Here is a 12,813-nt window from a genome sequence, read left to right as displayed (position 1 = left end):
CAAAGTTATGCATCCTCCATTTTTTTTGTTAAGATTATAGTTAATTAGTCAGTTTCTTTTTTTTGCTTCAGTTCAGGAGGGACGATGGACCGGAAGATCAGCATTTCGCCAAATATGCTAGAACCGTTTCACCGGATTGTGGACATAGGGGTTGGGATTTTTTTGCTTCTTGTCCTTTACAATATTTTTTCACCGGAATCTTTTTCATCCCGGCCGACATATCTTGCGTTGCTGGTTGCAGTTACTGCGGCATTGGGACTTGTTGCTTTCCATATTGGCGGTGTTTACCGGGACTGGGCTGGATCAGATATTATTCAGGAATGTAACCGTATTATCGTAGCTGTTCTGCTTGTCTTCGGAGGGTTGTTGCTTTCGGGGTATGCCTTTAAGGTTTCAAGTGTTTATTCTAGGCGGGTTGTTCTTGCGGCGATGATTTTGTGGCCTGCTTTGCTCTGTCTGGAACGTGTTTTCATACGCAAGATTGTTTCCCGTTTTTTTGCGGAAAATGTAGCAGGAAGAAAAGCGATTGTTGCCGGTTGCGGGAAACTCGCTAATTCCCTTGATGGCTGGGTGCAGGATAATCCTTGGGCGGGAATCAGGATAATGGCGTTTTTTGATTCTACTGACTCCAGCTGCAAGGGGGCCGCCCCTTGTGTCGGTGTATTGGATGACCTGCCGGATTATGTGAAGGAAAACCATATACAGCTTGTCTTTGTTGCTTTGCCAATGCGTGATGAAGCCATGCTCAATAAGCTTCTGCTCGGGCTGGAAGATACTACGGCCCAAATTTATTTTTTCCCAGACATGACCATTTTTAAACATCTCATGGGCGGGGATGTTGCCCATGTCGCCGGACAGACTGCAATTGTGCTCCGGAGTTCTCCGTTTGAAGGGATGAACGGTTTCGCCAAGCGGATGGAAGACTTGATTGTCGCCAGCGTGATTTTAATTTTGATTTCTCCCTTCATGCTCCTGATAGCAATGGGGATTAAGCTGACTTCAAAAGGTCCGGTCTTTTTTCGGCAATGGCGGTACGGGCTGGAAGGCGAGCCTTTTCAGATCTATAAGTTCAGGACAATGAAGGTTCTGGAAGATGGATACAATTTTACACCGGCCACGGAAAAAGATCCTCGCGTTACCCGCTTCGGCATGTTTCTGCGCAAGAACAGTCTTGACGAATTGCCACAGTTTTTTAATGTGCTGGCGGGAAACATGTCTATTGTCGGGCCTCGACCGCATGCCGTTAAAATGAATGAAGATTATCGCAAGCATATTCCCGGATACATGTTGCGGCATATTTCAAAGCCGGGAATTACCGGGCTGGCGCAAATTAACGGATACAAGGGCGAGGTTAAAAGTGATGAGGATATGCAGAAGCGTATTTCCTTTGACATTGAATACCTTCAGAACTGGTCCGTGCTTATGGATTTGAAGATTATTTTGAAGACTGTCTTTAAGTCTGCATGGAGACAGTAACCGTATATGTCTGAAAAATGACCTAAGAGTTTAATTTCATTAAATAAGAATTTTGTGTTCTTTTGGGAGGCGACGTGAAAGTCTTGAAATTATTTGCTTTGTGTTTATTTGTCATTTTCTTTGCATTGTCCCCTCGGGGAGCTTCCGCCCAATTGACTGTCAATGATGAATACAGGTTAGGGCCTGAGGATATCATTGAAATTTCGGTCTGGGGCGATGAAGAACTTGCCAGAGAGGTTGTAGTGAGGCCGGACGGCGGCGTTTCATTTCCTCTTGCCGGGGATTTGAAGGCCGGAGGGCTGACCGTGAATGAACTGAGTGAGAAGCTGAAGGAGCGTATCGCCGAGTTCGTTCCTGATGCTCCGGTGACGGTTATCCTGCGCAAGGTGGAGCACCCTAAGGTTTATGTCATGGGAAAGGTGAATAACCCCAAAGTCCATGTGATGGGACAGGATATGACAGTGGTTCAGGCGCTGGCCATGTCCGGGGGATTAAGTCCTTTTGCGGAAAGCGGCAACATTATCATCGTCCGCAAAAATAAGGACGGTTCACAGAAGGTATTTCCTTTTGACTATGACCAATTGGCTGAAGGGGAAAATTTGAAGCAGAATATCCTCCTGAAACCCGGCGATACCATTATCGTACCTTAGGATATGCCTGCTTTAATCGATTTTGACAGGGGAGTCAGATGTCAGGACCGGTTCGCAGAATCTTACGCGCTATGGTATTCAGCCTCGTGCTGGTACCGGTCTGCGTTGTTCTTGCAGGAGAAGGAGGAGTCTCCTGGCGGGTCAAGGTTCCTGTGATTCAGCCGCTTGAAAGCTGGTCCGGCAAGGCGGAAACTGGTTCAGCTATTTTTGTGGCTGACCTTAAGCGGCCGGTAAATGATGTGACCCTTGTGGCTGAGCCTTTTGAGCCTGTTGGCGAGCAGGGGGCGCAGGTCAGGGCTGTTGTCCCCGATGAAATCGTGCATCGGCGTGCAGCGCCACGCGCTTCAGTTGAAAATACACAGGCTGAAAAACATGTTGTTGAATCTAATGCTCCGGTTTTAAGTTCTCATTCAGAAACTTCCCCGGTCATGCTTGCTTCTACTGATATTAAAGGAAAGTCCGCTGGGCGAACTAAAGAGGACTTGCCGGAAGATAAAGAGAGTATCAAGGCCGATTCTGTTTCGCTTATTCCTTCGGAAAATGCCCGGAAAAAGGAAGCAATTGCATCAGGCGATAGCGGTTTTTTCACAACTCCAAAGCGTGCTGCAGGTTTGACCGGCAAAGTTGTCAAGGTCAAGCCTATTATTAGGATGCGGGAAATGTACGACAGTAATGTGGATTACAAGGACTTTGATGATTTCGTTACTGAGATTACACCCGCGTTAAAGCTTGATATTTATGATGAAGCCATGCAGGTCAATTTCAGGGGGGATTTCATCTACAAGGACTATCTGAATCATAATGAGCTGGATAGGTATGATTATGATTTAAATCTTTCCGGCAATTATCGCTTCGGTCCGGCTCTGCAAGGTTCACTGGAGTTGAATCATAAGCGTTACCACAATGTTGACCAGAATACTTATGAATCAGGTGGTGTGGATATTGACCCGACTGTCATTTTGAAGACCTCAGCCACTCCTTCACTTACATGGCTTATGGGAGAAAAGGACCGTCTTGTAATCAGTAATTACATAGATAAAACCAACTATGAGCGTAAGAGCGATTCGGATTACCTGACCAATGTGCTCAGTTTTGTTTGGGGCCATGCTCTGGACAACGAACGGACTACTCTTTATGTGGGTGAAATGAATACCTTTACTCACTTCAGCCGTGAAATTGATGATTTCAAGAGTGATCAGATTTCCTTTCAGGGAGTAGTTGGTATTGACCATCAGTTCACCGAGGGCTGGAAGCTTTCAGTAAAAGGTGGGCCGGGAATTACTTCCTCTAATTATTCCAGTGATACAACTACCGGGGATAGCCTTGATTTTCTCTACCAGTTTCGTGCCGAGTTGGCATATCGTGAACTGGAATTCGCCTTTGTTCCCGCTCTTGAAAGGACAGTTCGTCCCGGACGGTATGGTGAGAATGAAATTTTTGATCAAGCGGAAATTTATTTTAGATATGAGTTTTCGGAGTACTTCACTCTGGACAATATTAATACTTACTGGATGAATGAGTCTGACGGTAAGAGTGGGGGAGACAAACACAAGTCAACAGGTGTTTTTTCCCAGGCTATATTTAATTGGATATTTGAAAAAGATTGGACCGCATATTGCGGAGTAAGCGTCAACCTCTCGCGTGATGAGATTAGTGGCGATACTGATGAAAGATTTAAAAGTTGGGTCGGATTTTCTTATTCATTTCCGACTGAGATAAAATAAGGGAGCGGGCATATGCAGGAAAGCTCGGATATTGCATATTATTTCGATGTACTTAAGCGCAGGAAGTATCAGTTTCTTTTGCCTGCGGGAGCTGTGTTTTCCTTGATCTTCATTTTGGCTTTTGTTCTCGCCCCGGTATACAAATCCACGGCAACTATTCTGATTGAAGATCAGGATATCCCGCAGGATTTAGTCCAGACCACGGTTACAGGATTTGTTGAAGAAAGGTTGCAGGCCATTTCACAGGTAGTTCTCAGCCATGGTAACCTTTTGAATATTATTAAGGAATTTGAACTGTATCCTGATCTGGTCGGTAAATATACCACCGAAGAAATTATCGCCAAGATGCGCGAGGATATCCAGCTGGAGCCTATTACCGCTGAAGTTACCAACCAGTATTCCGGGCGTCCGGGTACGGCAACTGTAGCATTTACCCTTTCTTATGAGGGGCGTAGTCCGCAAAAGGTTGCGCAGGTCGCAAACGTCCTTACCTCTCTTTATCTTAAGGAAAACCTGAAGGAGAGAGAGGAAAAAGCTACCTCGACCTTTGAATTCCTTGAATTACAGCTTGCTGAGTTGCGTTCCGAGATTTTGGAGCTGGAATCAAATATTGCCGCTTTTAAAGAAGACCATGTAAATGAGTTACCGGAACTGTTGATTCACAACATGAATTCTATGGAACGCCTCCAACGGGAGCTGGATCAGGTTCAGGAGCAAATCGTATCTCTGAAGAACCGTAAGGTTTACCTCGAGGGGCAGCGGGCCAGTATTGATCCTCACCTGCGTATTGTTTCTAATGACGGAACCCGTTTTCCCACTGCCCGTGAGGATCTTGAAAAACTTAGGCGCGAATTTCTTTCCTTGCAGTCGCGGTATTCAGCAAGACATCCTGACGTGCTGGCCATGCAAAAGCAGATTGAATCCCTTGAAAAGGAAGTAGATGCAGCTGATAACCTTGAATCCATAAGCCGGGAAATTAAGAACAAAGAGCAGGAGCTTACTGTCCTGCGCAAGAGATATTCGGAGAAGCACCCTGAAGTGGTTTTGCTGCGAAAGCAAATTGATTCTCTTAACGAGAGTCTTGAAGAAGCTGCTTTGCAGGATGCAATGTTTGATTCTACATCTGAGCTTCCCGATAACCCGGGATACATTCAGATTGAAACCCAGATTGCTTCAACCGAACTTGAAATTGCCGAGGCGGAAAGGAATTATGCGGAGCTTGCCAACAAGTATGCATCCTATCAGCGCAGAATAATCAATACCCCGCAGGTAGAGCAGGAATATAAGGTGTTGCTGCGTGATTATGAAAACGCACAGATCAAGTATCAGGATATCAATAACAGGCTGCTGTCTGCCCGTGAAGCAAAGGGGTTGGAACAGAGTCAGCTTGCTGAGCGGTTTACCCTTATTGATCCGCCAATTGTTCCGGAAAAGCCTATTAGACCCAACAGGCTGGCTTTGATTCTGGTGGGTTTTGTGCTTTCCCTCGGTGTGGGAGCTGGTACCGGTACTGTTTTGGAGTTTATGGATCGCTCAATTCGCAGGCCGGAAGAGTTGTCGGCTATTGTGAAATATCCTGTGCTTGCCATTGTCCCCTACTGGGAGACAGAGTTGGAGGCCCGGGCATTGGTGCGTAAAAAGTGGATTATGACGCTCGTGTTTTTCTCTTCCATGGCATTGAGTGTGGCTGCGATCCATATTTTCTTTATGCCGATTGATGTTATTGCTGTTAAAATTGTGCGTAAAATAATTTTGAATTTCTAATGGACAGGGAGTCAATATGAGCAAGCTGCTCAAGGCTGTTGAAAAGGCCAGACGAAATCGCATATTGCAGGAAGAACAGTCCAGCGTTAGGAACGGGGAAGTAACCGTTGAACATGCTGTTGCTGAAATGCCACCCCCTGTGCTTGAAGCTGATAAGGATGATAAATCTGATGCAGCGGTAGAAATGGGACAAAGCTGTAACATTCCAACAACTTTTTATAATGATGATATTGTGCTTGATGAACTGGAGCTTGCTAAGAACAGGATTCTTACCAAGCACAGTAGTTCTGCTTTTACTGATATCTACAACCTTTTGCGGACCCAGATTTTTCATCGCACCAAGCGTAAAAAGCATAATGTACTGATGGTTACCAGTGCCATGCCGGGGGAAGGCAAGACCATTACTTCCATTAATCTGGCCATAAGTATTGCCCGCGAGGTGGACCAGTTCGCTTTGCTGGTGGATACTGACATGCGTAACCCGAGTATCCATAAGTATCTGGGAATAGAAGTGGAAAAGGGACTGACCGATCACCTGCTTCATGATATTCCTGTACCTGATCTCTTAATCAAACCGGGCATTAGCAAACTTTCATTCCTTCCTGCCGGGGAGCCGATCAAAGGGTCCACCGAAATTCTGGGGTCCCCGAAGCTGCAGGAGTTGATTATGGAAATGAAGGAACGTTATCCGGACCGTTACGTTGTCTTTGATTGCCCGGATTTGTTGCATGCGCCTGATGCTTTGGTTTTTTCTAGTTATGTAGATGGTATTATATTTGTTGTGGAAGCTGGTAAAACTTCGCGTGAATATGTGCAGAAAGCCCTCAATCTTCTTGAAGGACGTAATATCGTAGGTGTTGTCCTCAATAAGACCGAAAAAGAAAGCCTTGATGTTGTCAGCTGAGGTGGTGGTTAAATGTATCGAGAATTCTACGGCTTGAATGAAAAGCCTTTCAATATTCTGCCTGACCCTGAATATTTTTATTTGAGCCAGTGGCACCAGCAGGCCATTACCCATATTGATTACGGCTTGATGAACGGGGACAGCTTGATTCTGCTTACCGGGGATGCCGGTACAGGTAAGACTTCCATCATATATAAGCTGGTGGTGGAGCATTGCGATGATACAATTGTCGGGGTTATCTTCAATAGTGCAGTCGGCGGTGACCACATTGTGGAGATGATTCTCACTGAACTGGAAGCTGAATTGCCTGAAAATCCTACCCCGGCTTCATGTCTTGATGCCTTGCAGCAGCACTTACTTGATATTTATACCAATGGAGATAAACGTGTGCTGCTCATTCTGGATGAGGCCCAGAACTTGAGTGACGATGCCTTGGAGCAGGTCCGTATGATTTCCAATCTGCAGGCCGGAAAAGATAATCTCATCTCTATCCTTATGGTTGGTCAGACCGGGTTTCGTGATCGTCTTCGCAAGGCCCGCTATAGTCAGATTGTGCAGCGTATTGTAGTTAGTGCCCATCTTTCCCGGCTGCGGGAGCAGGAAGTGCAGGAGTATGTTTATTACCGTTTGCGGCAGGGCGGAGCTGAGGACCCGTTTATGGTTTTCACTGAAGGTGCGGTGGCAAAGATTAATGAGTATTCCCATGGAATTCCCCGTAATATCAATGTCCTTTGTGAAGGTTCGCTTATCTACGGTTTTGCGGATGATATTAAGCCTGTTACCGCCGAGGTTGTGGAGACTTTTGCCAAAGAGCGCATAAGCGACGGGTTGCTTACCGTGCCTGAATCCTCAAATTCATATGCCGAGGATGAGGTGGGTCGCTATATTGATGATTTGGAAAAAAGGGTTGCCAGCCTTGAATCTTCTGTGGGTATTGTAAAGCGTACTTTGGTAAAGATAATAAAGAAGATGAAGATTCTGAGTTTAAAATAACTTAAGGGGGCGTAATGCGGTATAAGCCGGTCATGGCGGTACTGTTGCTGGTTTCGGTTTTGTGGATGTTTCCATTTTCCGCATCCGCTGCCGATTATTCTGTTTTCAAGGAACGCCCCAGACTTTATTTCACTAAGGCCCGCTTAGAACAATTGCGGTCCTTTAAAAACGAAAAGCCTTATTCCGATTTTCTACGCATCATCCGCAAGCGTGCCCGTGCAATGGTGGGCAACAGGGTGCCTAACAACCTGCTTCGTTACAACAATGAATCTGTGCGCCGCCCTGCTGACGGGTTGGTGGATAATGCTTTCTACTATTTAATTACCGGAGATTCCAGTTCCTTTATTGCTGTGCAGAACTTGTTGCGGACTTTCTGTTCTGCGCAGGTCTGGGGTAATAACGAGGATATTGGAGCCGCACACGGACTTTTCGCCCTCTCACTCGCCTATGACTGGTTTTATGATGAATTATCTTCAGCAATGCGGCTGATGATTAAGGATTCTATTGTTGAACATGCAGAAATACTACATGAAATACTTGTCTCAAAACGTCTATGGTGGGCACAGTCGCGTGGACAGCTTCAGAACCATAACTATGTGAATACCGGAGCCTTGGCTGTTGCGGGAATTGCCTTATACGGTGAGGACCGTCGAGCATTAAAGTGGTTGAAAACAGCTGAGAAAAATTTCAACGAAGTACTGGGGTTGCTCTCCCCGGACGGTGCTTCCCATGAGGGAGTCGCTTATTGGAGTTACGGTACTCTCTGGCTTTTAAATTACTATATGGCTATGGAACCTGCTCAAGGTCTGGGAATGGTCCGTTCCAATAGCTTTTTGAAAAATACTGCTAAGTTCAGACTTTATGCATCATTGCCGGGATTCCGGTATAATGTTGATTTTGCTGACTCACCTATGGTTGATTATTATGGCCCCGGCACAATGCTGCGTTGTCTGGCCGGAATCTTTAATGATGGACATGCCCAGTGGCTGGCTGATGAGATTGAGCGCAAGAAGAGAATGAGCTCAGTACTCTGGCAGGATTACATCTGGTACGATCCGGAAGTGCAGCCGCAGGATCCACAAAATCTTCCATTGCATGCCTGGTTCGATAACCTCGGTATTTTGCTGACCCGCTCCTCGTGGAAGGATGACGCTTCCCTTATATTATTTAAATGCGGTCCACCGCAGGGATTTCATGCCCAATCCAAGGGAGTTTACCCCGGTTCGCATATTCATCCTGATGCGGGACATTTCGGCGTCTGGCTGGGCAAACGTTCACTGGTTCATGATGACGGTTATCCGCTTAAGAAGCTGACTGTGAATCACAATACGCTGACTTTTAATAAACTGGGCCAGACCGGGGAAGGAGAGACCTTTTTCCGGGCTTTTGTCTATAAGAAGGAAAGAGGCGCAATGCCCCGGCCCAGATATGTCAGCGGCAAAGGTTTTCAGGCTGTTGAAGTCGAACTGGCTGGGTTTTACCCGGCTTCCGCTCGTCCCAAATCGTGGAAGAGAACCGTTGTAGTCATAAATGGTGAGGATATTTTCATTAAGGACCGCGTTATTCCGGGGGGAACTATCCAGATTACCTATCCTTTGCATCTCTACCGCAAGGCCCGCATGGTTAACGGGAAGGTCTGTATTGATAATGACAGCGGCTATGTCTTGAATTTTGAGGGTAATGGGTTCAGCACCGGGATGAAACGCTATTCTTCATTACTGTGGTTTATGGCCAAGAAGATTCCCCGTTCAGGTATGCTCTATCAGGCTCAGCGTAAGACAGCGTCTCCGAGCACTATGTTTACGGCTGTGGGGCGCAGCGCAGAAGGGTGTTCCAATCCGTCACTGCTGTTGAAGTCCGGTCCTGATTCTGATCTTGTTTTGGTTGAGGGCCGCAGTGGTCGGTTTATGATTGATTTTTCAAAGCTTGAAGTGCGTAAGTTATGATTTGCGTGTTTCTAACTTGCGATAGGATGATGAAGTGAGCAGTGACCATTCCACTCTTAGGAAACTTATATATGTGTTTGTCTCCAAGGGGATTAAAGGAGTAAGCGGGCTTCTGGTGGCATGGCTGCTGGCTGAGAAGTACGGAGCTTACGGGTCCGGACTGTTTTTCATTGCCTATTCCTTTGCATTTATTTGTGCGAACTTTGCCCAGTTGGGTATAGGTAACGCTTGTCTCAGCTTTATTCCGCAGGTCCGGGAGCAAGAATCGAAAGACATTTCGTCCTTGTGGACCTTTTCTCAGGTGGTTGTTGGCGGGTTTTCTTTTCTTTTTTCCGCAACAGTGATGTTTTTCGCAAAACCGGTGGCTGAACTTGTCTTTAAGGATGTGTCAAAGTGGGCGTATGTTTTTTGGGCCGCACCCATAATTTTTGCCTGGAGCCTGACCAGAATCAACATTATGGTTCGCCAGAGTATGGGCGATATGTCCGGGATCACTGTGCTGGAGAACCTTGTACATCCGCTTGGGATGATGGTTCTCGTGGGATTGGCTTTTGTTGCTGATTTAAGTGTGCTCAATTTTTTGATAGCTGTGACAGCCCTGTATGTTGTGGTTTTTGTGTACGCATTGCTGAGTACCCGTCATGATTACGCATTAAAACTATCACTTAAGCTGCGCAGTCATATAACTGTCCGTGAAATTGTACTGTTTTCCATTCCGCTGCTGGTGATCGCTTTTTCCCAGACTTCGCTTATCTGGATAAATACACTGATCCTCGGGGCTGTTGGAGCTGTTGCAGATGCTGCCGTTTTTGTTGCGGCCATGAAGATCGCCTTCAGTATTTCAATTTTGCTTTACACCTTTAACAGCGTTTACGCTCCACAAATTTCCGCAGCCCATGCTCGTAACGACATGCAAGCCATCCCCGCACTTTACCGTGACGCAACCCATGCGCTTACTTTTTTTTCCTTTATCCTGCTGGTGGGCGTGGCGGCCTATGCTGATTTGGCTATGGGGTTCTTCGGTGCGGAGTACGAGGCTGGAACAGGGTGTTTGCTTTGGATGCTGGCCGGTCAGCTCAGCAATTGCTATGTCGGTCCGGTGGGCTATATGCTCATTCTTTCCGGTAAATCCAAGCTGGAGGTCTTCAATACTTCCGTAGGGCTTGTTTTAAATGCTGGATTGTGCGTGGTGCTTTACAATTTCTTTGGAGTGAGCGGAGCCGGGGCGGCTTTTTGTCTCTCAAGTGTAATCATAAATTTGTTTCGATATTTTCAGTGCCGCAAGTTCTTTGGTGTAATCTGGTTTGACATCACCCAGAGGCTTTTTATATCCCTGCAATTATTTATTATTGCAGCTTATTTGTTGCTCACTTCATATGGAATTAATCGCGAGTTGCTTATCATTGTTTTGCTTAGTGCTTACCTGCTGCTTAATTATCGCAAAGTCTGGTCTTTGGTTGAGACACTGCGCACCCAGCACTAAAACAGATGCAGACTCTGTTCGGGGATAGCGACCTTGATGGGGAGTCCCGGTTCCAGCTCGCCATTGCCGATCATCTTGCGCGGTACAAGGGCTGAGATTTCCATTCCGTCGTAATCAAGGGTTACCCTGGCGTGGAAGCCTCCGGCGGTGATGCCTTTAATGGTTGCGTAAAAACTGTTTTGCCCGTTGCGTTCCCCAATTTCACTGCCCAACAGCACTTCTTCAGGGCGGAAAGCCAGTCTGGTTTCCGAACCTGCTTTTTCTTTGGTGTAAGTAAGGTCTAGGTCTGCCAGTTTCACGTAATCAGTCATGGTTTTGCAGGGATAGATATTAGACATACCAACGAATCCGGCTACGAATTCTGAGCCCGGAGAATTGAATATATCCCTGATTTTACCTTTGCGAATCAGCTTGCCGTTCCTGATGATGGCTCCGTTGGTGGAAAGGTAGAGGGCTTCGTCAAAGTCGTGGGTTACCATAACAAAGGTGATCCCGGTTTCGCGGTGCAGGTCCTTGAGCAGGTCCTGTACTTCCTGACGGAAAGCCGGGTCCAGTGCGGAAAGAGGTTCGTCGAGCAGTAAAACTTTCGGGTTAACCAGCAGGGCGCGGGCAATTGCCGCCCGCTGTCGTTCTCCACCGGATAGATGGCGCGGGGTGCGGGTCAGTAGGTGTGATATATTGAGCTTGTCTGCCAGTTCAGATGCTTTGCGCACGGCTGTACTTTCGCTGATGCCCTTATACTTTGCACCGAAGGTGATGTTTTCCAGCACGCTCAGGTGCGGGAATAGGGCGTAGTCCTGATAAACTATGGACAGGCCGCGTTTTTCCGGTGGCAGATGGGCAATCTCACTGCCGGAAATTTTTATGGAACCGTCAGCTACCGGGACCAGTCCGGCGATAGTTTCCAAGAGCACGGATTTACCGGAACCTGTAGGTCCGAGCAGGGTGAAGAAATCTCCTTCAGGAATGTGCAGGTTGATGCCCTGCAGCGCGAATTTGGGCAGTTCGACGTTCAGCTTTTCAATTTTAATCATGATTCCCTGCTCCCCAGTCCGCGTGAAAGAAGTCGCAGTGCCGCAAAGAGCACCAATGAAAGAAAGATCAGCCAGATAGCCACCGGACGGGAATAGGAAAGCCCGTAAGCGGTGAACCGCTCGTACATGAGTACCGGGGCGATCATTGGATGGTAGGCCACAATAACTACCGCGCCGAATTCACTAAGTGCGCGGGCCATGCACATAATCATCCCGGTCAGCAGGGAGCGCCATGCCAGGGGCAGGGTTACCCGGAAAAATGTCTGGGTGGGTGAAGCGCCCAAGGTTCGGGCTGCTTTTTCCAGCCTTTCGGGGACAGCTTCAAATCCGTCCCGGGCGGCGTTGAGATAAAAAGGTAAACCTACAAAGACAAGTACAGCCACAATCCCCGTATTGGTACCCATAATGCGGATTCCGGCATCGAGCAGCATCTGCCCGATCCAGTGGTTGCGTCCGGCGATGGACAACAATGCAATACCGATGACCGGGTGCGGGATCATGATCGGCATATCGATGATGGATTCCACCAATGCTTTTCCTTTGAAATCCTTGCGGGCCAGCATGAAGGCAAAAGGGGTGCCGATGGCGAAAGATATGAGCGCTGCCATGCCGGAACAGAGCATGCTGCGGGTGATGGCCGCGCGTACATCCGGGTCCAGAATGGTTTCAAGCAGTTCATTAATGCTTGAGCCTAGGATCAACTGGCTTAAAGGAACCAGAATGAAGCCTAGGACCATCACAGTGGAAATAATGGAGCTGATTGAAGTCTTGTGGAATTTTCTCATGGGCGGGAAGTAGGGAAAGCCGGGTAAATTCCGGCTTTCCCTTTTGTATTCGGG

10 protein-coding genes are annotated in these 12,813 nt (G+C 47.2%); 8 read left to right on the top strand and 2 right to left on the bottom strand.

All coding sequences use genetic code 11. From position 1 onward, the window contains the following. Positions 1-84 precede the first annotated feature (84 nt). The 8 genes from ACO05Z_RS12405 to ACO05Z_RS12370 all read left to right on the top strand — a co-directional run bounded on the left by ACO05Z_RS12405 (position 85) and on the right by ACO05Z_RS12370 (position 10,940). Positions 85-1,476 (top strand): undecaprenyl-phosphate glucose phosphotransferase, encoded by a 1,392-nt coding sequence (locus ACO05Z_RS12405; RefSeq protein ID WP_421902493.1) that lies wholly within the window; start codon positions 85-87, stop codon positions 1,474-1,476. Positions 1,477-1,628: 152 nt separating this feature from the next. Continuing rightward, positions 1,629-2,126 carry a polysaccharide biosynthesis/export family protein gene (locus ACO05Z_RS12400; RefSeq protein WP_421902492.1) on the top strand — a complete coding sequence of 166 codons (498 nt, stop codon included), beginning with the start codon at positions 1,629-1,631 and terminating at the stop codon, positions 2,124-2,126. A 38-nt stretch (positions 2,127-2,164) separates the two neighbouring features. After that, entirely contained in the window at positions 2,165-3,850 is a 1,686-nt protein-coding gene (locus tag ACO05Z_RS12395; RefSeq protein WP_421902491.1) for a hypothetical protein, read from the top strand. 12 nt (positions 3,851-3,862) lie between these two features. Further along, a complete protein-coding gene (locus ACO05Z_RS12390; protein ID WP_421902490.1) occupies positions 3,863-5,614 on the top strand; it encodes a GumC family protein in 1,752 nt (583 codons plus the stop codon). A gap of 16 nt (positions 5,615-5,630) precedes the next feature. Next, positions 5,631-6,518, top strand: coding sequence for a polysaccharide biosynthesis tyrosine autokinase (locus ACO05Z_RS12385; protein WP_421902489.1), 888 nt, complete (start codon positions 5,631-5,633; stop codon positions 6,516-6,518). A 12-nt stretch (positions 6,519-6,530) separates the two neighbouring features. Further along, entirely contained in the window at positions 6,531-7,511 is a 981-nt protein-coding gene (locus ACO05Z_RS12380; RefSeq protein ID WP_421902488.1) for an ExeA family protein, read from the top strand. 14 nt (positions 7,512-7,525) lie between these two features. Further along, positions 7,526-9,457: a heparinase II/III domain-containing protein gene (locus ACO05Z_RS12375; protein WP_421902487.1), complete on the top strand. Its 1,932-nt coding sequence runs from the start codon at positions 7,526-7,528 to the stop codon at positions 9,455-9,457. Between the two features lie 34 nt (positions 9,458-9,491). Continuing rightward, positions 9,492-10,940 carry a polysaccharide biosynthesis C-terminal domain-containing protein gene (locus ACO05Z_RS12370; protein WP_421902486.1) on the top strand — a complete coding sequence of 483 codons (1,449 nt, stop codon included), beginning with the start codon at positions 9,492-9,494 and terminating at the stop codon, positions 10,938-10,940. Here ACO05Z_RS12370 and ACO05Z_RS12365 read toward each other — a convergent pair. Continuing rightward, positions 10,937-11,974 (bottom strand): ABC transporter ATP-binding protein, encoded by a 1,038-nt coding sequence (locus tag ACO05Z_RS12365; protein ID WP_421902485.1) that lies wholly within the window; start codon positions 11,972-11,974, stop codon positions 10,937-10,939. The genes ACO05Z_RS12370 and ACO05Z_RS12365 overlap by 4 nt on opposite strands. Further along, positions 11,971-12,759, bottom strand: coding sequence for an ABC transporter permease subunit (locus ACO05Z_RS12360; protein WP_421902484.1), 789 nt, complete (start codon positions 12,757-12,759; stop codon positions 11,971-11,973). Before ACO05Z_RS12360 ends, ACO05Z_RS12365 begins: the two co-directional genes overlap by 4 nt. Between the last annotated feature and the right edge of the window lie 54 nt (positions 12,760-12,813).

The organism is Maridesulfovibrio sp. (genome assembly GCF_965230075.1).
In the GTDB taxonomy this organism is placed as follows: Bacteria; Desulfobacterota; Desulfovibrionia; order Desulfovibrionales; family Desulfovibrionaceae; genus Maridesulfovibrio.
Note: the sequence above shows the minus strand (reverse complement) of the source record. Positions and strands in the feature narration are given on the sequence as shown.